General features: G+C 65.9%; 20 protein-coding genes. 6 read left to right on the forward strand and 14 right to left on the reverse strand.

Features of this window, described 5'->3' with window-relative positions:
* Positions 1-15: 15 nt before the first annotated feature.
* From OIC96_RS19710 to OIC96_RS19765, 12 genes are all read right to left on the reverse strand, one after another.
* Positions 16-498 (reverse strand): TadE/TadG family type IV pilus assembly protein, encoded by a 483-nt coding sequence (locus OIC96_RS19710; RefSeq protein ID WP_406501932.1) that lies wholly within the window; start codon positions 496-498, stop codon positions 16-18.
* Positions 498-938: a TadE/TadG family type IV pilus assembly protein gene (locus tag OIC96_RS19715; protein WP_330306589.1), complete on the reverse strand. Its 441-nt coding sequence runs from the start codon at positions 936-938 to the stop codon at positions 498-500. The genes OIC96_RS19710 and OIC96_RS19715 overlap by 1 nt, the downstream gene beginning before the upstream one ends.
* A complete protein-coding gene (locus OIC96_RS19720; RefSeq protein WP_330306588.1) occupies positions 938-1,399 on the reverse strand; it encodes a TadE family protein in 462 nt (153 codons plus the stop codon). The genes OIC96_RS19715 and OIC96_RS19720 overlap by 1 nt, the downstream gene beginning before the upstream one ends.
* 44 nt (positions 1,400-1,443) lie before the next feature.
* Positions 1,444-1,698: a hypothetical protein gene (locus tag OIC96_RS19725; RefSeq protein WP_330306587.1), complete on the reverse strand. Its 255-nt coding sequence runs from the start codon at positions 1,696-1,698 to the stop codon at positions 1,444-1,446.
* Positions 1,699-1,735: 37 nt separating this feature from the next.
* Complete coding sequence (locus OIC96_RS19730; protein ID WP_330306586.1) at positions 1,736-2,662, reverse strand: type II secretion system F family protein; 927 nt, start codon at positions 2,660-2,662, stop codon at positions 1,736-1,738.
* Positions 2,659-3,603 (reverse strand): type II secretion system F family protein, encoded by a 945-nt coding sequence (locus tag OIC96_RS19735; RefSeq protein WP_330310237.1) that lies wholly within the window; start codon positions 3,601-3,603, stop codon positions 2,659-2,661. Before OIC96_RS19735 ends, OIC96_RS19730 begins: the two co-directional genes overlap by 4 nt.
* Positions 3,604-3,653: 50 nt before the next feature.
* Positions 3,654-4,967, reverse strand: a complete 1,314-nt coding sequence (locus OIC96_RS19740) for a CpaF family protein (RefSeq protein WP_330306585.1) — start codon at positions 4,965-4,967, stop codon at positions 3,654-3,656.
* Positions 4,964-5,815 carry a hypothetical protein gene (locus tag OIC96_RS19745; RefSeq protein ID WP_330306584.1) on the reverse strand — a complete coding sequence of 284 codons (852 nt, stop codon included), beginning with the start codon at positions 5,813-5,815 and terminating at the stop codon, positions 4,964-4,966. The genes OIC96_RS19740 and OIC96_RS19745 overlap by 4 nt, the downstream gene beginning before the upstream one ends.
* 20 nt (positions 5,816-5,835) lie before the next feature.
* Positions 5,836-6,555 carry a hypothetical protein gene (locus OIC96_RS19750; protein WP_330306583.1) on the reverse strand — a complete coding sequence of 240 codons (720 nt, stop codon included), beginning with the start codon at positions 6,553-6,555 and terminating at the stop codon, positions 5,836-5,838.
* 590 nt (positions 6,556-7,145) lie between these two features.
* On the reverse strand, positions 7,146-7,715 hold the full coding sequence (locus tag OIC96_RS19755; RefSeq protein ID WP_330306582.1) for an immunity 26/phosphotriesterase HocA family protein: 570 nt from the start codon (positions 7,713-7,715) through the stop codon (positions 7,146-7,148).
* Positions 7,675-12,168: an RHS repeat-associated core domain-containing protein gene (locus tag OIC96_RS19760; protein ID WP_330306581.1), complete on the reverse strand. Its 4,494-nt coding sequence runs from the start codon at positions 12,166-12,168 to the stop codon at positions 7,675-7,677. The genes OIC96_RS19755 and OIC96_RS19760 overlap by 41 nt, the downstream gene beginning before the upstream one ends.
* 93 nt (positions 12,169-12,261) lie before the next feature.
* On the reverse strand, positions 12,262-12,912 hold the full coding sequence (locus OIC96_RS19765; RefSeq protein ID WP_330306580.1) for a hypothetical protein: 651 nt from the start codon (positions 12,910-12,912) through the stop codon (positions 12,262-12,264).
* A gap of 183 nt (positions 12,913-13,095) precedes the next feature.
* Here OIC96_RS19765 and OIC96_RS19770 point away from each other — a divergent pair, with 183 nt between their 5' ends.
* A complete protein-coding gene (locus OIC96_RS19770) occupies positions 13,096-13,809 on the forward strand; it encodes a hypothetical protein (RefSeq protein WP_330306579.1) in 714 nt (237 codons plus the stop codon).
* A 122-nt stretch (positions 13,810-13,931) separates the two neighbouring features.
* Here OIC96_RS19770 and OIC96_RS19775 read toward each other — a convergent pair whose 3' ends face one another.
* Together OIC96_RS19775 and OIC96_RS19780 are read right to left on the reverse strand one after the other, a co-directional pair.
* On the reverse strand, positions 13,932-14,324 hold the full coding sequence (locus OIC96_RS19775; protein WP_330306578.1) for a hypothetical protein: 393 nt from the start codon (positions 14,322-14,324) through the stop codon (positions 13,932-13,934).
* Positions 14,321-14,602 (reverse strand): Arc family DNA-binding protein, encoded by a 282-nt coding sequence (locus OIC96_RS19780; RefSeq protein ID WP_330306577.1) that lies wholly within the window; start codon positions 14,600-14,602, stop codon positions 14,321-14,323. The genes OIC96_RS19775 and OIC96_RS19780 overlap by 4 nt, the downstream gene beginning before the upstream one ends.
* Before the next feature lie 373 nt (positions 14,603-14,975).
* On the opposite strand from OIC96_RS19780, the gene OIC96_RS19785 reads away from it, so the two are divergent.
* The 5 genes from OIC96_RS19785 to OIC96_RS19805 all read left to right on the forward strand — a co-directional run bounded on the left by OIC96_RS19785 (position 14,976) and on the right by OIC96_RS19805 (position 19,444).
* Positions 14,976-15,629: a hypothetical protein gene (locus OIC96_RS19785; protein ID WP_330306576.1), complete on the forward strand. Its 654-nt coding sequence runs from the start codon at positions 14,976-14,978 to the stop codon at positions 15,627-15,629.
* Positions 15,626-16,675, forward strand: a complete 1,050-nt coding sequence (locus tag OIC96_RS19790) for a hypothetical protein (RefSeq protein ID WP_330306575.1) — start codon at positions 15,626-15,628, stop codon at positions 16,673-16,675. The genes OIC96_RS19785 and OIC96_RS19790 overlap by 4 nt, the downstream gene beginning before the upstream one ends.
* A gap of 275 nt (positions 16,676-16,950) precedes the next feature.
* The gene (locus OIC96_RS19795) at positions 16,951-17,253 is read left to right on the forward strand and encodes a hypothetical protein (RefSeq protein ID WP_330306574.1); all 303 of its coding nucleotides are present in this window, start codon (positions 16,951-16,953) and stop codon (positions 17,251-17,253) included.
* A gap of 7 nt (positions 17,254-17,260) precedes the next feature.
* On the forward strand, positions 17,261-18,541 hold the full coding sequence (locus OIC96_RS19800) for a WXG100 family type VII secretion target (RefSeq protein ID WP_330306573.1): 1,281 nt from the start codon (positions 17,261-17,263) through the stop codon (positions 18,539-18,541).
* A 9-nt stretch (positions 18,542-18,550) separates the two neighbouring features.
* Entirely contained in the window at positions 18,551-19,444 is an 894-nt protein-coding gene (locus tag OIC96_RS19805; protein ID WP_330306572.1) for a hypothetical protein, read from the forward strand.
* The last annotated feature ends 1 nt before the right edge of the window (position 19,445 follow it).

Below are 19,445 nucleotides of genomic sequence, written 5' to 3' on the forward strand. Positions count from 1 at the left end.
GGGACCGGCAGGCCCTCAGCCGACCTCGTTCTCCGCCACTGCCTGGCCGTGGACGACCACGTCGCCGCCGTAGAACATGCCGGTGAAGACCGGGGAGTACGTCAGCTGGACCTCGACCTCGACCTGGTCGGCGTTGGCGGCGACGCAATGGGTCGCCGCGATGTCGGCGCCGGACATGCCCATCTCGCGGGCGAAGGCCTTCACGCGAGCGCCGCAGTTCTCGTACCGGATGGGGGCGGGGCCGCTCTGGTTCTCGTACAGCTGCTCCGTGTCGATGTCCTGGGCGGCGTAGCGCGCGGCCTGTTCGGCGATGTCGGCGGCGCGTTCCCGCTTGGAGATGGACATGCCGCCGTCGATGACGAAGGCTGACAGGGAGAGGAAGACGATCGCGAAGATGATGACCGCGCCGGCGCCCGAGCCGCGGTCGTCGAGGCGGGTGCGCCGCGCCTCCACCCAGGTGCGGACGGCGGACCCGGAGGACGCTCTCATCTCCCCCATCACGCCTTCCTCTTGAAGGGATCGAGCGGCGAAGTGAACGACGCCGTCAGGTGGGTCGGGATGTCCAGGCCCAGCATGGCCAGACCCCGTACCTCACAGCTCACCTCGACCGTGAAGAGCTCGGCATTCGCCCAGCCGGCGCTGGTCTTGGTCACGGTCACCGGACCGGAGCAGACGTCCGACAGGTCGGCGTCGGCCGCCTTGCGGGCCTCCGACATCGCGACGCCCTCTTCCTTCTGGATCGAACCGGCGCGTGCGGCGTCGCGCGCGGCGCCGTCCAACGCCCCGCGTCCGTCCACCATTTGCCCGAAGGCCACCAGCACGAGGATGAAGAGGATCATCACCGGAGCGAGGATCACCACCTCGATCGTCGACAGCCCGCGGTCGCTGTCGCTGTCACGGGAAATCCGGTCCCGTACGAGGGAGAGCAGACTCGTCATCAGTTCTGCTCCTCCTTCACGAACCTCTCCACGGGCCCGGACGACTGCGCGTGCACCGTGAAGTCCAGCCCCGGAAAGACCGTAGGTACCTTCGCCGTGATCTCCACCCCGACCGTGGTCTGCTCCGGCTGGAGCATCGTCACGTGAGGGGACAGGACGAGCTGCGGGCCGAGCTGGCGGATGTAGCTGTCGACCACGTCACGCGCCTCGCCGCGCCACGCTCCGGGCTGCTCGTCGGCCATGGCCCGGGCCTTGCGGGCGCCCGCCTGGGCCGCCGCCTGGGCGACGTGGTCCGCGAAGAAGTACAGCGCGAACTGCACCGTCGCGAAGATCATGAAGAAGAGCACCGGCGTGAGCAGCACGAACTCGATCGCGGTCATGCCGGAGTCACCGCGGGTGGAGGCGGCCTCTTTGGCGGCCTCCACCCGGCGGCGCAACCAGGCCGGGGCCCAACTCTTCATGGGATTCACAGTTCCAGTGAGTTCACGGTGGCGAGAGGCCAGGACTACTTGCAGGTTCCGCTCTGGTTGGCGCCCGCGATGCAGTCCTTGACGTTGTTCGCGCCGTCACTCAGCGCGGTGTTGATGATCGCAGCCACCACACCGACGATCGCCACGACGACCGCGGAGATGATGACCCACTCCACCGCGGACGCACCGCGGTCGAGCTCGCCGGAGCGGGCGCGCTGCACCCGGCCCTGGAGGAAGGTGATCAGGAAGTCCACCCCCGGGATCCCGGTGCTGAAGTTCCGTCCGTTCATGGTGTGTTGTCCTCTCGAAAAGAAATAATGGTCGACGTCAGACCTGGAACACGCGCATCGCGGCGGGGAAGATCAGGAAGACCAGGAAGCCTGCACAGAGCAGCAGCTGCGCGACCAGCATCGACTGCGACTTCTCGCCCGCGCTGCCCTCGATCTCAGAGAGTTCGCGGTGTCGCATTGTCTCGGCGCGCGAGGCGAGCGACTCGCGCACCTTCGCGCCGTCGTCCGCGACGAGCGCCAGTGAGGCGGAAAGATCCTTGAGCTCCTCGACGCCCAGCTCCTCGCCGAGCGAACCGAGGGCCTGCCACTGGCTGATGCCGGTGATCCGGGCGTCGGAGAGCGCGTTGCGAATGCGCTGCGTAGCCCAGCCGTCGGAGATCTCGGCGGCGGCCATCAGCGCCTCAGGGAGACCTCGACCGCCCGCCAGGCTCATCGACACCAGGTCCAGATACGCACCGATCACGCGCCGCAGGTCGCGCCGCTTGTCCGCCGCGTCGCGCCGTACCTCCACATCCGGGAGGAGGAAGAACACGGCCGCGAAGAGCAGTGCCAACCAGACGGGGATGATCGGGCTGCTGCCGAAGCCGAGGGTCCAGACGACGGCGAACAGGAGCGGGCCGAAGAAGACACCCGCCGCGGCCAGCAGGACCTTCGTCGCGAGGAACTTCTCCCAACTCCGGTCCAGGACCGCCAGGTCGGCACGGAGCGAGCGCTGTTCCCAGCCCTGCTGCATGTACAACTCGGCGATCCGTCGGCCCACTTGGGCCCGAAGGCTCCCAATCCGCCCGGTGTCCGTGTCCTTGCTGTGGTGCGCGGACTCGTACGCCGCTCCCCGCGCCCGCATCGCGTCGATGCGCGCGACCTGAGCGACCGCACTGCGCTTCGACGGCATGAGGGCGCGTACGAGAGCGTAGAACCCAAGCCCCAGGACGGCGCCGATCACGATCGGCATGGTCAGGTTCATCGACGTACCCCCTCATCCGGCAGGGACTGGGCAGGCGTACCAGGCGTACGGGGACGTACGAACTGGACCGACGACTCGTCCCGCACCAGGAACCGTTCCGGCGTCTCGATGGTGGACAGCTTGCGCAGCCACAGGAAGCCGAGTGCAAACAGGCCGCAGACACCGGCGAGTACGACCTGTCCGACCGCCGTGCTGTACGGCTCGACGAAGTCGCGGTTGAAGATCGACAGGCCGAGGACGAAGGCGATGGTCACCGCGATGACGATCTGGACCGAGCGGCGGGTCGAGGCACGCTGCGCCATGACCCGCTGCCGCATGTCGACTTCCTCGCGCGCCGACTTGGCCAGCGCGCCCAGTACCTGCCGCAAACCGGGGCCGCGCAGCCGCGCGTTGAGGATGAGCGCGGCGACGATGATGTCCGCGGAGGCGTCGTTGATCTCGTCGGCCAGGTGCTGCAAGGCCTCGGGCAGTGGCGTACGGGAGCGCAGCCGGTCCACCAGCGCGTCGAGATGCGGCCGCAGTACGGGAGCGGAGGCGCGCGCCGAGGCGGGGATGGCCTGCTCCAGACCGACCGCGCCCGCAATCGTGTCGCGCAGCGACTCGGTCCAGGAGGCCAGGGCTTCCACGCGCCGCATGGCGGCCCGCTCCTCCGAGGCGCCGCCGAAGAGCTTGTCCCAGAAGAAGACGAGGATCCCGGCCGCGATACCGGCAACGGCCCAGCGGGTGAGCAGCAGGACGACGAGACCGGCGATGGCGGCGATCGAGCCGCGCTGCCCGGCGAACCGGATCAGCTCTCCGGCTCGTTCGTTCGCCTTCTGCTTCTCGTGCTCGGGCTTGGCGGGCAGTCCGCGTACGGCGACGGCGAACAGCGCGAGGCCCCCGCCGACGGCGACACCGGACGCGAGCGCGAACAGGACGGTCGTGGAGAACAGCCCGCCCATGGAACCGAGCGAGTCGAGAGCCGCGAGGGAGTTCATCTCTTGAGTCATGATCATCCCCAATGCCCGCCGCCGGGCAGCCGGTAGCCCTGCGCGACGAGGTCGTCGAGGCAGGCGATGGGCGCGTGCGGGACGATCCGGCCGTCCGGAGCCTCGGCGAACACCTCGCTGGACAGCACGCGTCCGTCGACGCCGTTGACCTCACGGACGGAGGTGACCATGCGCTGCAGGCGGCCGCCCGTCTCGTAGTTGTTGCGCCGCTGGATGAAGACGACGAAGTTCACCGCGCCCGCGATGAGCATCTGGCTGGCCTCGATGGGCAGCCGCTCGGTCGCCTGGAGCGCGTACGTGGAAATACGGTTGAAGACCTCGCTGGAGCTGTTCGCGTGGATCGTGGACAGCGAGCCGTCGTTGCCCTGCGACATCGCGTTGAGCATGGTCACGATCTCGTCGCCGAGCACCTCACCGACGATGACGCGGGAGGGGTTCATGCGAAGGGACCGGCGCACCAACTCGGCCATGGAGATGGTGCCTTGGCCTTCGGAGTTGGGCAGCCGCTCCTCGAAGGCCACCACATTCGGGTGGAGGTCGGCGAAGGTGTCGAGCCCGAGCTCCAGGGCGCGTTCGACGGTGATGAGGCGCTCCTGCGGCGGGATCTCGTTGGCGAGGGCGCGCAGGAGGGTCGTCTTACCGGCGTTGGTGGCACCCGCGATCATGATGTTCTTGCGCGCCCGTACGGCACAGGCGAGGAAGTGCGCGACCTCGGGCGAGATCGTCCCGTTGCCCACCAGGTCGGAGACGAAGACCTTGCCCATGCGTGCACGACGGATGGACAGCGCGGGCCTGCGTGTCACATCCATGACGGCGGAGAGGCGGGACCCGTCCGGCAGCCGCAGGTCGAGCTGCGGGTTCGCGGAGTCGAAGGGCCGGGAGGAGAGACCGGAGTACGCACCCAGGATCTGGATCAGCTCGACGAGCTCTTCGTCGGTCTCGGCGACGGGATCGCCCTTCTCCTCCCGCCCGTCCGCATACCCGATGAAGACCTGGTCGTACCCGTTGATGTCGATGTTCTCGACTTCCGGGTTGTCGAGCAGCGGCTGGAGGCGCCCGACGCCGAAGAGGGCGGCGTGCACGGCGGCCGCGTACTGCTCCTCGGTCTCGGCGTCGAGGGGGGTGCGGCCGAGGTTGATCTCGGTGCGGGCGTAGTCCTCAAGTATCTGCGCGATCACCGCCCGCGCGTAGTGCCGTTCGTCCTCGTTGGACATCGGCGTGACGTTGCGGACCTGGTCCTCGCGGCGCTGCTCGGCGATACGGTCACCGGCGTCCTGCCGGAACCGCTTGACCAGCTGATGGTCGACGGCGGTCATCGACCGGCCCCGGCGGCGGGCTGACCATGCGGTCCATTGGCGGGTACGGCCCAGGCGGCGCCGTACTGCTGATACAGATCCGCGGTGACCTTGCGGGCCGAGCGGATGAGCAGCGACTTGTCGAGCCGCCCGCGCTTGCGGCCGGCCAACTGGTCGGCGCCGGCGGGGTCGTCGGCGAGCGTGCCCACGACCCGCGCACCGGTCTGCGCCGCCACCAGCATGTCGTTGACCTGGTGGACGAGCTTGGCGGAGTCGCTCGGGTCGGCGATGAGGATGACGCCGATGAGGGGCGTGGCGAGGGTCGCGGCGCCGCGCGGGCCGCCGTGCAGCTTGGCGGAGAGGGCCGCGGCCCGGTCGCGTACGCGCGCGATGGCCTCCGGCTCGGTCCGCGAGATGAGAAGCACGAGGGCGGCCTGGGAGAACATCTCGACGGCTGGCGTGTCTCCACTGATGCGCCCGCAGTCGGCGATGACGTCGGCGGGCGCGTGCGGGGAGTCGGCGAGTTGCGCGAACGCCCGGCCCAGGGTGGGCCAGAGTCCGGCCAGCCCGGCGGCCTGCTCGGCGACACCGAGGCCGACGAGGACTTCGAGTCCTCCGCTCAACGGCTGCACGTGGTCCCAGAGTTGGTCCGGTACGAGGCCTCGGCGGGCGGTAGCCGCTATCGACAGCATCCCGGTGTTGGGGTTGAGGGGCCCGCCGTGCGCCGCGGCGCTGCGGTAGACGAGGTCGCCGCCGGCCGGGTCGGTCTCGGCGAGCAGGACTCTGCGGGGCCAGACCGCCGACAGTGCTACCGCGGCGGTGGTGACGCCAGGGGAACCCTTGTCTGCGGCGAGGGCGATGAGCGCCATGTCTCTTTACTCACTCGCCTTTAGTTGCCGGGAACGAGAACGACGGAGACGTCGCCTGCCGCGGCGGCCGCGGTGAGGGCGGGCACGTCGCTCTGGTCGACGAGCAGGGTGATGGAGAGATTGCCGGTGCTCACGGTCGCGTCACTGGTGTCGCTCTTGGTGTTGACGCGCGCGTTCTCGACGATCAGCGAGTTGCTGCTGCTCGACGACGTACCGGACGAACTGCTGCTGGAGCGGGAGCTGGAGGTGTCGTCGCCGACGCGGTAGGCGGACACGATGTCGCCTGCCTTGATGTCCGCCGGGTACTGGCCCTCCTTGAGGGCCAGGCCGACGGAGGCCTTGCCTGCGGGGAGGTTGCTCTTGCTGGCGAACATTTCGCCGATGACCACAGTCCCCTTGTAGATGGTGGACCGGGCCTTGAGCGTCTTGAGGGTCGTGAGCTGGTCCCACCTGACGTAGTTGACGCTGGTGTCGTCTGCGACCATCACGGAGGTCACGTGGCTGCCCACGGACTCACCGGCCTGGATGTCGCTCGTCACCTGTACGACCTCGACGCGATCCCCGGCGCGCAACACCAGCATCGTGGCACCGAGCGCGCCGACGAGGATCAGGAGCACCGCGAGAGCGGCGAGCGCGGGTTTGCGCTCGCGAGGCGGCGTGGGAAGACGCTCACCCATCGCCGGCTGGGCCGACGCAGCGGAACGGTGATTGCCCGCCCCCGTACGCTCTTGGATCTTCACGCAACCGCTCCCCGTACACCCAAGAAGATTTCTGCCAATTCACATGCCAATTGGGACACTTCACCCCGGTCCGCCCTAGTCGGACGTACCGCCCGACCTGGCCAAATAGCCAGCGCTGAAGCGAGTGTCAAGCCATGGCACCGTATCAGCCGCACATAAGCCCCTCAAGGCGCGTTATGACGCGCGAACCTCGGGGGGCTCGGTGTTCTCCACGCGCAACGGGTGGTGGGCGGTTCCCTGTTGGGGGCGGGGATCGCGGAGGGTGGGGGTGCTGTGCGGGCGCGAATCCGGTATGGGCCTGGCCTGGGGGGTTCGTTACGGGGTGTGCACCAGGCCTGCACGAGGTGCTCACGGGTGGGAGGCCAGGCGGGGTGATCTTTCAGTCACAGGGGTGACCGGGCGGACCGGACTGCCTCTTCATGGCGGGCTGCGGCGTCTCGGGTCGCGTCAGTCCCGCAGCCGGGCGGTGGCGAAGTCGACGCCTGGGGCGGGCGACCAGTGCCAGGCGTCGGTCAGGCCCGGAAGAGGTACCGCGCCTGGCATGGCCGTTACCGCTGCCCGGATTTCCCTGGACATGAGGATCTGCCCCGTCACTTCTTCTTGGCATACGCCCCATGGACCGGACGACCCACCAGAGCTTCGTCCAGCTCGTACTGGAAGTGCTCGAAGTTGGTCAGAGCGAACCAACCGCACGGTTCGATGCGTTCGGGGATTTCGTTGTCGTTCTCGTCTACGTAGCCCTCGATACTGGCGTCGTAGAAGCAGTGCCGCTTCAACAGGTGCACGGCTTCCAGGTCCTCATGGGCCACAGTCCGGAAGTACCCCTTCTGCCAAACCCAGTTCATCGTGAAGAAGGGGGGCAGCAGCAGCCGGTCCGGTGTCAGCAGAGCGAGGTCCGGCTCTGGGGCGCTGGAAGCGACATCGTAGATATACGCCAGGATCCCACCCGGGAACCGCCCCTGTGGTCCACTCTCCCCCATTTTGACGACACGGCCAAACCGATAGCTTGAGTCATCCAACTGGAGGGTGAAAATGTCACCCACTTCATGCTGGCGACGCTGCCCCTTCATCTTCTTCAACGGCATAATGGAAGCCATCCTTTCTTTGATTTCAAACAGGTTATGCCAGGAAAATCCGGCCGTACCGCAATGCCGTTCCATATATGGAGCGTTTGGGGGATATGGAGTTGATCTGGGGGATGGAGACACCGTTCTTCAACCTGCTGAACCCCGATGCCCTGACATCCTCGATCAGACCCTGCTCGATCGCGCGCGCCTGCCACTTCTTGAGGCCAGTAGCTCCCCGCACCTCCTGAAGTCGCACAATCCCATAGTTCTTCGCGATATGCTGCCGCTCGCGTCGGGCCAATTTATTGGTTATGCCAGCATAGATCTTGTTTCCCTGAGCATCGAGCCCGTGATAGACGGAGTAGCCCCCCTGGCTGTTCCGGCCCCTCCACAGTCTGAGGGCGATGGCCTTGGCACACGGTGCCAGACCCAGCGCGTCGAGCCACGACAGTGGGTTGCGCACGTAGCCGTGTTGATTGTCTTCCGGCAGAAGCCCCAGCGGATCCGGGGAGGTGTACTGAGCCGTCTCCGGATCGTAGTAGCGGTAGAAGTTGTAGTGCCAGCCGCTCTCGGTGTCGAAGTACTGGCCAGGAAAACGCAAAGGACAATCCGTCTCACCGACGGTCGTCCCTGCGTCCTGTCCCCAGAGGGTGGTTCTGCTCTGCCACGAAACCTCCCCCTCTTCGGAAATCAACTCCGTCGGGGTACCGACCATGTTGGTGACGATGGCATAGAACCGCTGGTCGTAGCCGACCTCTTCGGGAGTACGGTTGATCTGGACGACTGGACTATGCGTTCCGGGTTCATATTCCCAGGTCCGCACCGCACCGGAGTCGGTCATCTCCTCCGTCAGCGTCTCGCCGTCCCAGTCGAAGAGAGTGAATTCTCCGACTTTTCCGTCACCGTCCACGCGCTTCTTCGATATCCGTCGACCGAGCGGATCGTAGCTGTAGCGCCAGTGGACCCCGTCGGGTGTGACAAGTTCGGCGAGTCGGCCCTCCGGGCTCCACGCATACGTCCACATCTTCCGGATCCCGGATAGTGTCCGCTTGATACGGCGAACGACACGGCCCTGACGGTCATGTTCGTAACGGGAGTTCCCGGCCCGGCGAACCAGCGTTCCGACGGTCTCCCGCTCGTCGGCAAGTAGGCCGTCCGGGCCCGATATGGCGGCACTCGAGACATTTCCCGCCGTGTCGTAGGCATATCGCTCCTGCCACTGTGCGCCAACGACGGACGTCACCCGGCCGACGGCATCCAGCTGGAACCGGCGAGTGCCAGTTCCGAGTTCGTCGATGGCCGAGACGTGACCGCCGGATGCGTAGGAAAAACGGCGCCGCAGGGGAGAGGTACCTGCCGAACTCGCCGCGACGATCTCCTGATCCCGAACATGGTCACCTGGATGCCAGGACTGGGAGATGCCGACCCGCCGCCCCAGCCGTCGTCGCACCTCGCGTCCCCCCAGGTCGTACTCGAACCCGAGGGAGTACCCCTGCACCGTGAGACTGGTAGGACGGTCTTCCGCGTCGTATGTCCATCGGGACACCGCCCCCGACGGGGTCACCCGCTCGGTGCGACGGCCCAGCGGGTCGTACACGGAAGTGACGTGGCGCCCGTTGACGGACTCGTGGACGATTCGCCCCATCGCATCTCGTCGCAGCTCGACCTCGGCATCAGCATTGCGCGCCCCAACGAGCTGCCCGGCGGAATCGTGTCGGAAGGTGGAGACGCTGCCGTCGGAGGAGCGCTGTTCGGTCGTGTTCCCCAGCGCGTCGTAGGAGAAGTCGACTGCCTCACCGCTCTCGTTCACCCGGCGTGTGAGCTGACCGGCAGGGTCATAGAAGTAGGCCTGGTCGGCACCGTTGAAGTCCCGCTCCGCGATCAGCCGTCCCGCGGGGTCGAAGTCATAGCTCCATGTCCGGCCTTGCGGATTCGTCACGCCACGCAGTTGCTGCTCGGCGTCGTAGGCGAACGTGTAGGTATTTCCATCGGGGTTGATGCGCTTGAGTGGTAGATCGAACGGCCCGATCTCATGGAGCGTCGTACCACCGGAAGGCTCGCGGTGAGCAATCTCGTTTCCTTCGGCGTCGTACTCCCATCGCTCCAGGGAACCGTCCGGACTCTCCCGGAGAGTCAGCTGTCCTTCGATGGTCCATTCCATGCGGGTGATCTGCCCCACTGGATCCTGGATCTCGACGACTCGCCCGAAGGCGTCGCGACCGCACCGTGTGGTACCACCCAGCGCATCCGTCAGCTCCAGCGGGAGGCCGGCCGCGTCCGTGGTGAGCGTGCGAGTGTGTCCAAGTGGGTCGGTGTGTGTACTGAGCCGGCCCCCCGGTGCATAGGCGTATCGGGTGATCGCGCCTGTCGGGTCCACGGCCTCGACAAGGTTGCCGTAAAGGTCGTAACTCTGCCGCCAGGTCGCACCGTCGGGTTCCACCACTCGGACCGGCAGCCCGAGTTCACCAAATTCAGTCGTGGTAACAGAACCGTCCGGCAGTTGCATCCGGGTGAGGCGTCCGGCTTCGTCATAGTCGAACTCCGTGACGCGGCCGATCGGATCGGTGAGCGCGAGCAAACTGTCGTAGCGGTCCCAGGTGCGTAGTGTCGTGTGGCCCAAAGGGTCGGTCTCGAAGGCGAGCTGGTACGAGTCGTTGAACTGATAGTGGCTCGTGTGTCCCAACGAATTGGTAGCCGCCGTGGTGCGGGCTTCGTCGTCGTACGCGTAGGTGTAATCGAAAATCCCGTCGATGCCGTGCGACGCAACGCACCTGTCTGTGCTGTCGTATGAGTATCGGTACCAGGTACCGATCCGGTCGTCCCAGCCAGTGATGCGATGGCGCTCGTCATAGGTGAGCTTCAGCGGAACACCGGAGGAGTTGTAGATCTCGGTGAGATTGCCCTGGCTGTCGTAGCCGTAACGCACCAACGTTGGCTCGTCGGGGTCGCTGCGAAGGCTCAGCGCCGTGATGCGTCCGAACTCACACGTCACCCCGATGCGGTAGCCGCCGTGATGGGCGACCTCGGTCGGCGTCCCGTCACCGGAATAGGTGATCGCGATGCTGTTGCCGTTGCGATCACTGATACCCGCTATCAAAAGCTCTGCGGGCGTTCCACCAGGCTGCGACGCGAACCGAAGTGTCTGGCCGGTCTCAGGCCGGTGCAAGGTGATCTGCCCGCTGCGGGTGCCGTCCCATTCCATCGGCCATCGTGGTCCCTCGACGGGAAGCACCGGCACGTCAGGCTCGGGAACCGGATAGAAGAGCACCATTCCGTCGTCATTGACGAACCGAACTCCCGTCGCATCAAGCAACAGTCGCTGGTCCAAGGTTGAAGACCAACTCACCCCGAAGAAGCGGCCGGATCGCAGCCCGGTTCGATGGTGCCTCTCAAGGACAAGGGACAGAACGCCCGGGAAGGTGACATCCGTTTCAGACATGACCATCTGACCGGTGCTGATGTCGATCGGGTCACCGCAGGTGAAGAGCTTCCTCATCTGGCGACCGAGAGAGCGGCTGCTCTTGCCAAGGCCCTTCATCCCGAGGGCCATGCCCTTGAGGCCGGTCTTGCCCAAACCTTTGAGGCCTTTGAGTCCTTTGCCGAGTTTGCCAAGACTGGTGAGGCCCTTGCCGCCGGGTATGCAGTCCAACGCGGCGAACGCCACATCCCATAGGGATGCCTGGCCTTTCGCATATTTGTTGAGCGTGTCGGCGAGGACGACGAGCGCGGCGATCAGCACGATCGCGCCGAGGATCGGACCGCCGATGATCATCGCGATGATCCCGACAACCGCAACGACGACCTTGCACACCGCGACGATGGTGTCCCAGTTGTCGGAGAACCAGTCCCCGACCTCCTCCCACCACTTCCGATTGTGGATCCCGGCATCGGAGGCGTCGTCGATCTTCGTCTTGGCGGTGTGGGCGGCCTCCTCCCGCATCTTGCGGGCGTCCTCGGCCATCTTCTTCGCCGCGTCCAGCGCACTGTTCGCGGACGTCACATCCGACTGGGCGGACGACTGGGCCGACTTGGCGTGCTGTGCGTCCCGGGTGGCGGCGCGGACCTTCGCCTCGTCCGGCTTCTCGGTGTCCTTGCTGCCGGTCGGATCGTCCTTGTACTTGTCGGCTTCCTTGTTGGCCTTCGTCACCCACGAATCGGCAGACGACAAACGGGACTTGGCGGAAGATAGATCCGACTGCGCCTCCCGCCCCTTCGCGAGCGCCTTGTCCGCCAGGGCCTGCGCGCGCTCCAGCTTCGGCCAGTAGTCGGCGAGCGCATCCCCCGCCATCTCGTACGACTTCTTCAGCTTCTTCAACTGCTTGGGCACACCGGAGAACTCGTCCTGGAACGCCTTCGCCGACTTCCCCGCCCACTTCAGGACCGTGTCCTCGTCCGCCATCCCCTTGATCAGGCGAAGGGCATCCGAGACATCGTCGGCGAAGTCATGCAGATTCTTGGCCAGATGCCGCACCCGGTCCGGATCCCCGGGAGTGGGGTCCTTGTCCAGATCCAGGACATGCCAGTCCCCCGGCCGATTCCCCGCCATGCCGCAACCCCCGTGACAGCAACACCAACAGCAACACTCGTACGCACGAGCGAAGTTACTGGATTTGCGCGAGCCACGGAAAGGTCGGCGGCACTACTCCGCGAAGCGGAACGTAGACGTGATCGCGTCGAAGATGTCGAAGAACGAGTCGGCGAGGTCGAGGACTTGGCTGCTACCGGCGACGAGGGCGACCTTGCCCTCCTGCCCCGGTACGGGGATGAACGTCTGCATGAGTACGGCGCGGATGGTCCGCTTGAGGGTGTCGTCGGGTACGACGATGTCCTCGATTCCGTACGTGCGCGCGGCGGGACCGACGCCGGGAATGTCGACGGTGGTCACCTTGCGCCAGGCGTCGCCCTCCTTCTTCGCCTCACGCACGGCGAGTTGGCCCGCCATGGTCTGGGGGTCGGTGGAGAGGGGCTCACCGGTCTTCTCCGAGCGACCGCCAACGATCGAGACGGTGACCGACCCGGTGATCGGGGTGTCTCCGCCGAAGGCCTCCGCCATGCATCCGCAGTACAGGGCACCGGACTTCCAGGCGTCGGCCGCGGCCTTCTGCAGGAAGGCGGTGTACGTGTCGCGATAGTCGGCCAACTCCGGGTGCTGTCGCACCCGTTCGCTCACCATCCGCCGGATGGAGTCGTCGCGCGACTCGGGGCGTACGTCGAACTCCCACCACGACTCCGGCACCTTGATACGGAAGCCGCCGCGCTCGATGGTGAGCGTTTCCATGTAGCGGGCCATGGCGTGTCCCCGTTCGGTTTCTCTGTTCGGTCCTCTGTTCGGCTCGGGTCAGCCTACGAGGTGGACGGGCGCGCGGGGCGCCGGGCGTCCTCGTGGTCCGACGGGCTATCGTCCTTTGCTTCCGCCACCCCACCGGCATCCTGCGTACCGCACACTCCGACCCCACTGAGGAGCTCCCCCCACATGAAGCGCATGACCCTGGCCGCCGTGTCCGCCCTGTGCCTCGCCGCCGCCCTCACAGCCTGTGGAAGCTCGGACAAGGACACCGACAGCAAGAGCGAGCCCACGAAGGCGACGGCCTCGCCCAGCAAGACGCTCAGTCCGGCGGAACAGGTCGCGCAGCTCATGGTCACCGAGGCAGAGTCCGGCGGCTACTCGGTCAAGAAGCCCGCCGAAGGCGACGCACTCGCCAAGTCCCAGGCCGAGATGAGCGTCGACAAGGCCGTATGCGCCCCGTTGGCGTACGCGATGAACGAACTCCCTGTCGGCACCCCGGAGGCCACGCTCACTCACGTCGCCAACAAGTCCACCGGCATGCTCACGTACATCACCCTCTCCACCTACGCCGACGGCAAAGCGGCGGCCGCCATGAAGAGCCTCTCCACGGCGGCCGGCTCCTGCGGCAGCGGTTTCACGGCGAAGTCGGACAGCGGCAGCACCACGTACGACTCCGTGACCGTGGAGACCGCCCCCTCGGGCGGCGACGAGTCCGGGGCCACCGCCGCCACCTTCAAGTTCCAGGGCTTCACCCAGACGATCCGCACCCAGACGTTCCGCTTCGGCGACACCATCGCCAACTACTTCACTCTGGACAGCAGCGCATTCATGAACGCCCACGCCGGCACGGCCAAGATCCCGGCCGACCTCGTCACGGTGCAGAACGCGAAGCTGGGGTGAGGCAGGGAAGGTCGCTACTGGCCTTCCTGACCCGGACTTGGGTGCGCTGCACCGGGCTTGGGTGCGCGGGACCCGGGAACCGACCCGCGCACCACGTCTCGGGTTCCGCCGGAATCGGCAGCTCAGCGATTCAGGTCCATGACCCCGACTCCGAGCCCCTCGTAGGACTCCGGCGCGATGGTGGCGACAAGCGCTCCCTCGGGAAGCATCTGGTTCGGCCGCGCGGCGTGCACGGCGGCGCCGACACCGAAGGAGACGCCGTCGCGGCACAGTTCCGCAATGGTCAGGGCCATCGCATAGTCATCGTCGATCAGGTGCAGTACGTCCACCAGCACCCCGATGTGGCCAACGATCCCGGCCCGCTCACGCTCCGCTTCCAGCAGGCACAGGACGGGCACCCACAGGCGCACATCACCGCTGGCCGCCGCAGCATGGATGAGACCGGAGACCTGTTTGTTGCCCCCCATCGCCAGGAGGGTCGGGGCGTCTAAGACGTAGTGCTCGGTCTCGTTCAACGGGAGGACTCCGTCTCGGCGAGGGCGGCACGGTGTGCGGCAGTGGCCTCACGCATCTTGCGGCGCATCTCGGCGGACTCCTCGTCCGTCACGTAATGCCCGAACCGCTCGGCGAGAAGGCTGCGCGTGCGATCGGCTCGTTCCCTGATCTGATCCGGGGTGAGCGTCTGAGCGGCTATCTCCTGCATGAGGGCACGAAGACTGGTGCCACGGGCTTCCGCTACGGCGGCGAGCTGGTCACGGACCTCGGCGGGGACTCGGATCATGACGTCGGACATACAGTGAGTATACGTGGCGTATACGCACCCCGCCACGCTTTCGACCCCACCCCGCCCTCAACGAGTGCGGCGATCGCGCGACGCACGGTGGTACGCGTCAGCCCGTACTGATCAATTCCAGCACGAGGCTGGAAGTTAATGATCACGAAGCTGCACCCTGCAGGAAGCAAACTCTGGAAGACGGCCCCTACCGCACAGCCGGCGTCCGGGGCCGTTGTGCAACTGGACACGATCGACCCACACGTCCAGCCAACCGGCCCCCATTCCTCCCCTTCTGCCCAGTCGTGCAAGAAAGTTCGCTGTGGCGAAACCGATCGCTACACGGATACCGTCATTGCTCGTGACTGCACTTCTGTCTCACGGGGAGTCAACTGTGAAGCGCCGCTCTTTGCCCGTTGCTGCCGCGCTCGCCGCGACCGCAGCCCTGCTGCTGACGGCATGCGGCAGCGGGGACGACAAGTCCAGCGACAACGACAAGATCGCGGGGGCCGACACCGGCGACTCGACTGAGTCGGCTTCGCCGAGCGCGAGCACCGACTCCGCGCAACGCCCGAAGGTCACGTTGCCGAGCGATGTCACGAACGTCTTCGACAGCTGGAAGACGGGTGACACGACGAAGGACGCCGTCCTGGCGGACGTCTCCGGACGCATCAACGCCACGGACGCGGCCATTGCCAGCGGCGACAGCGAGAGCTCGGCAATTCCCTTTTACTACAAGGGAGACGCACTGCTGGGTGCAGCTGATTGGATCGCGAGCTTCAAGAAGGAGGGTCTGACCATCAACGGCAAGACCCGCTACTTCGAGCCCACGATCACGATGTTCGACAAGACGTCCGCGAGCGTCAGGTACTGCTCGGACGAAAGTAAGGCGTACAACAAGAACCGCAAGACCGGAAAGATCGACAAAACGCCGGCCACGGATAATTCGTACGTGCTCTACAACACGCGCGTGGACAAGAACAAGCAAGGGGTCTGGCAGACCACGCAGTTGGTCTCGAAGAGGGGGGTCGAACCGTGCACGCCGTGAAGACGCACAGGTGGCTGACGCTGGCGACCGTCTCTGCGGCCCTCACCCTCGCTCCGGCCGGAGTCGCCGTCGCGGACAAGGGAACCGGCCAAGGAGGAACCCAGCAGGGCTCCGGCGTGCAGACCGAGCACAAGCGGGACGGTCAGACTCTCGAGTCTCGGATCACCTTCAGCGGCTCCACCAAAGGCAGCGGCGGCAAGTCGTCCGGCGGGCTCACCGCGGTGGGCAACTGGACACCGCCGGCCTGTTGGTACGAGCCCATGTCCGCCGAGGAATTCAAGAAGCAGACCGAAGCAAGCTACGACCTTGTCGTCAACGACCCCGACCAGCCCAACTACGCGAAGACCGCGACGGGTCAGTTCCGGGATATCTACAAGGACGGCAAGTACAAGAACTACAACCTCGACGAGGCCGACGAAGGCAATTGGTTCGTCGCCGTCCAGGATGAGAGTCGCCTCGACGATCCAGATGCTTTCACGTGCAGCGAGCTCCCGTTCTGGGTCAAGAACGGCGACACCCCGAACGTGAAGAATGCCGTCACGCCCGAAGTCCTCGCCGAACTCGCCTACAACCGCGTCCAGGTCCCGGACACGAAGGTCACCCTCGCGCCCGAAGACATCACCAAGGTGAACCTGCCCACCTGGGCCTGGCTGGACAAGGCCACGTTCAAGGAGGTCTCGGTCACTGCAGCCCTCAACGTCAACGGCCTCAACATCCAGGCCACCACGACGGCGAAGCCTGTGTCGTTGAAGCTCGAACCGGGCACGGAAGACGCAGAGACCTACCCCGCCTCCGGCGTGTGCAAGATCAACGACGACGACTCGGTCGGTGAGGCGTACGCCAAGGGCAAGGCGGGCGAGACCCCGCCGTGCGGGATCAAGTACCTGCGCTCGTCGGGCGGCGGGACGTACAAGCTGCGGGCGACCATCACCTGGCAGATCAGCTGGACCGGCACCGGCAACCCGGACCCGAAGAACCTGCCGAACGGCACCTTCGGCAACACCCAGGACATCACCGTTCAGGAGATCCAGTCCGTCAACCGCTGACAGCGTCGACCTGGGGTGCGCGGCTGGCGTCGGCTGCGCACCCCAGGCGTCCCCCCTTGACGATCCGGCATCACGAGAACATCACACCCCCACCAAGTCCCGGCAAACGCAACCCCATGGCCCCCTCAAACAACACCGATCCCGCTCCCCCGCCCAATCCGTTGCCCCCGTCCACTACATAGGATTGCTCGGGCAATCGCCGCAGCTGCGGGCGCCGGGGGACCCCGTGCGGCCCCTCCCGGCGGTCCCTTCACGGAGGCAACGGGGAACACATCGTGAGTGATCTACGGCTTGACGGCACGATCTTCGAGGACTTGAGGAAGACCTTCTCCACCGTCACCGACCGCATGGACACCGCCCGCCGCACCCTGCGCGGCACCGACGGCTCGGTCGTGGGAGACAAGGACCTCGTGGACGACGTACACGACTTCGCCGACGACTGGGGCTACGGCATCAAGCAGCTCGGCAAGCACACCCAGGGCGCGATCAAGATGATCGACAACATCGGCAAGTCCTTCGAGAAGCTGGACCTGGACCTCGCGGAATCCCTCAAAGCCCCTAAGAAGAAGGGGCATTGAGGCAGGCATGGGACGCCCCGCTTTCCCGCACATAGGTTGGGACCCGACCCCCGGCGACGTCGAGCAGACCCGTGATCTTGCCAAGAAACTCGGCGGACTGGCAGGCGAGTTGGGCACAGCCCTGCGTGAGCTGAAACAGATCGAGACCGGGGCCTGGAAGGGCAAGACCGCGATCGCGTTCAGTGAGCACATCTCTACCGATGTGACCCCCCTGATCAAGAAGAGCCACGACTCCTTCGACAAGGCGTCACGCGCCCTGCACCGCTGGGCCGGGCAGCTCGCCGACTTCCAGGACGAGGCCGACCGGCTGGAGAAGGACGCCGGCGAGAAACTCGACGCCAAGGCCGAGGCCCAGCAGAAGGCCGACCAGAAGGGCGACGGCAAGGGCAGCGAGGAACTCGGCAAAGCCTCCGGCGCGGTGGACAAGGTCACCAGCGACGTCCATGACCTCGAAGACCGCTACAAGAAGGCCGCCCACCTCATCAGCAAGGACCTCGACAAGGCGGCGGACATCGCGCCGGACGAACCGGGGTTCTGGGACAAGCTGGGGGATGGGATCGCGAATGCGTGGGACGGAACCGCGGACTGGGTGAAGGACCATGCCGATCTGATCAAGGAGATCGGCGACGTTCTCAGTGACATCACCGCGGTCCTGGGTGTCCTCGCCATCATCACCCTGCCTTTCGAACCGCTCGGCGCCATCTTCGGGGCCGCGGCCGTACTGACGAGTGGATTGGCACTGCTGGCGCACGGGGTTGCCATGGCGGGTGGTGCGGATGTCAGTTGGCTCACGATGGGGACCGATGCGCTCGGGTTGCTGCCCGGTATCGGGCTGTTCGGCAAGGGGGCGAAGGTGGCCAACGAGGCGGCTGCCGAACTTCGTATCGCTGAATTCGGCAAGGGCTTTTCCGCGTCCCGAATCGAGTCCGCCTTCAACGTGTTGGCGACGGGCGACATGGCCGCCTCGGTCAAGGGTGGTATCGGACTCCTGAGCAGGAAGATCGTACTCGGCGGAACGGCCGAGAACATCGGGCTGCTCAGCAGCGAGAGCGGAACAATGAACCGGCTGGCAGGCCTCGCCGAGGCGGGGTATCACCAGGGACAATGGCTCGGCACCAAGGGAGCGGCACTCTTTGGAGAGAGGTTCACCGTCGATCCGTTGAGCACCCTGGGCAGGGGCATCGACGTCGCCGGCAAGGTTCTCCCCAAGGGAGCGAGCATTTTGCTGCACAGTGGCGACTCCACCAGTCCCGGTGACCGTCTCCACCAATCCGCCACCGCACACTGAGGCACGGACATGACGACCTGGCAACCAGATCCCGGCGAAACGCTTATCGCACGGTGCGGCGTCAGCTTCGCAACGGGTACAGCCGACGGCGTGTCCGGAATGCGCTGGTTCCGCGACACCGAGCGCAATGACATGCAGACCGAGCTGGCGGATTGGCCGGAAGGCCCCGCGTTCACGGTCCGCTCGAAGAAGAGCCGTCAAGTCCGGGAAGGCGGCAAGTTCGGGCTGGGTTTTCTGGCCGTGGCCACTCTCGGTGTTCTCGAGTCCCTCGCCGGCTCGGGAAGCACCGGATCCGCATCGCGCCTCGGCAGCCCGCAGGAACCGGAGAACGAGGTCGAGGACTTTCCGGTCATCTGGGCGGCTCCCGGGACACTCGCGCGTACCCTGCCCTGGCAGCTCGATCCGGGCCGCCGCACTCCCATCGATCGCACCCACCTGGCGGTCACGGACCGGCGCCTCCTTGTCCTCGGTCTGGTCGACGACAAGAACGATCTCTGCGACGAAATCCTCTGGGAAACCGAACGATCCAACATCGCCGCCGTGGAGCGAAAGAAGTTCAGTCGCCACCAGGTGGACTTCACTGTGGAATTCACGGACGGTTCCTGGTGCCGTCTCGCGGGCTGGAACAGCAACTGCCGGGACGACGTCACCCGAGCACTCGCCAACCCGCTGAAACTGGTTGCGCCCGAGGATCTGACGGCGGGACAACGTCAGACCGTCGCGGAATTCGTCAAACGCCAGGACAAGCCAGGTGACCTCGTGGTGACTCGCCGTCCAAGCGGACACTTCCTGGTCGAACTCCTGCGGATCGGCAAGATCGATCGAGACTACGGAATCTTCTGCAACGGCCGGTTCATGGGCGCCGATGGCGAAGACGTCCCGTACCAGGAAGGCGACCGATGAC

The organism is Streptomyces sp. NBC_00775 (assembly GCF_036347135.1).
GTDB classification, from domain to species: domain Bacteria; phylum Actinomycetota; class Actinomycetes; order Streptomycetales; family Streptomycetaceae; genus Streptomyces; species Streptomyces lutosisoli.

Excerpts from the sequence above, each read along its gene's own strand:
- OIC96_RS19725 (WP_330306587.1), bottom strand. The coding sequence starts at position 1,698 with ATGAACGGACGGAACTTCAGCACCGGGATCCCGGGGGTGGACTTCCTG.
- OIC96_RS19765 (WP_330306580.1), bottom strand. The coding sequence starts at position 12,912 with ATGGCCCGCTACATGGAAACGCTCACCATCGAGCGCGGCGGCTTCCGT.
- OIC96_RS19760 (WP_330306581.1), bottom strand. The coding sequence starts at position 12,168 with ATGGCGGGGAATCGGCCGGGGGACTGGCATGTCCTGGATCTGGACAAG.
- OIC96_RS19720 (WP_330306588.1), bottom strand. The coding sequence starts at position 1,399 with ATGAAGAGTTGGGCCCCGGCCTGGTTGCGCCGCCGGGTGGAGGCCGCC.
- OIC96_RS19740 (WP_330306585.1), bottom strand. The coding sequence starts at position 4,967 with ATGACCGCCGTCGACCATCAGCTGGTCAAGCGGTTCCGGCAGGACGCC.
- OIC96_RS19715 (WP_330306589.1), bottom strand. The coding sequence starts at position 938 with ATGACGAGTCTGCTCTCCCTCGTACGGGACCGGATTTCCCGTGACAGC.
- OIC96_RS19735 (WP_330310237.1), bottom strand. The coding sequence starts at position 3,603 with ATGGGCGGGCTGTTCTCCACGACCGTCCTGTTCGCGCTCGCGTCCGGT.
- OIC96_RS19730 (WP_330306586.1), bottom strand. The coding sequence starts at position 2,662 with ATGAACCTGACCATGCCGATCGTGATCGGCGCCGTCCTGGGGCTTGGG.
- OIC96_RS19745 (WP_330306584.1), bottom strand. The coding sequence starts at position 5,815 with ATGGCGCTCATCGCCCTCGCCGCAGACAAGGGTTCCCCTGGCGTCACC.
- OIC96_RS19780 (WP_330306577.1), bottom strand. The coding sequence starts at position 14,602 with ATGTCCGACGTCATGATCCGAGTCCCCGCCGAGGTCCGTGACCAGCTC.
- OIC96_RS19755 (WP_330306582.1), bottom strand. The coding sequence starts at position 7,715 with ATGGAACGGCATTGCGGTACGGCCGGATTTTCCTGGCATAACCTGTTT.
- OIC96_RS19710 (WP_406501932.1), bottom strand. The coding sequence starts at position 498 with ATGGGGGAGATGAGAGCGTCCTCCGGGTCCGCCGTCCGCACCTGGGTG.
- OIC96_RS19770 (WP_330306579.1), top strand. The coding sequence starts at position 13,096 with ATGAAGCGCATGACCCTGGCCGCCGTGTCCGCCCTGTGCCTCGCCGCC.
- OIC96_RS19800 (WP_330306573.1), top strand. The coding sequence starts at position 17,261 with ATGGGACGCCCCGCTTTCCCGCACATAGGTTGGGACCCGACCCCCGGC.
- OIC96_RS19805 (WP_330306572.1), top strand. The coding sequence starts at position 18,551 with ATGACGACCTGGCAACCAGATCCCGGCGAAACGCTTATCGCACGGTGC.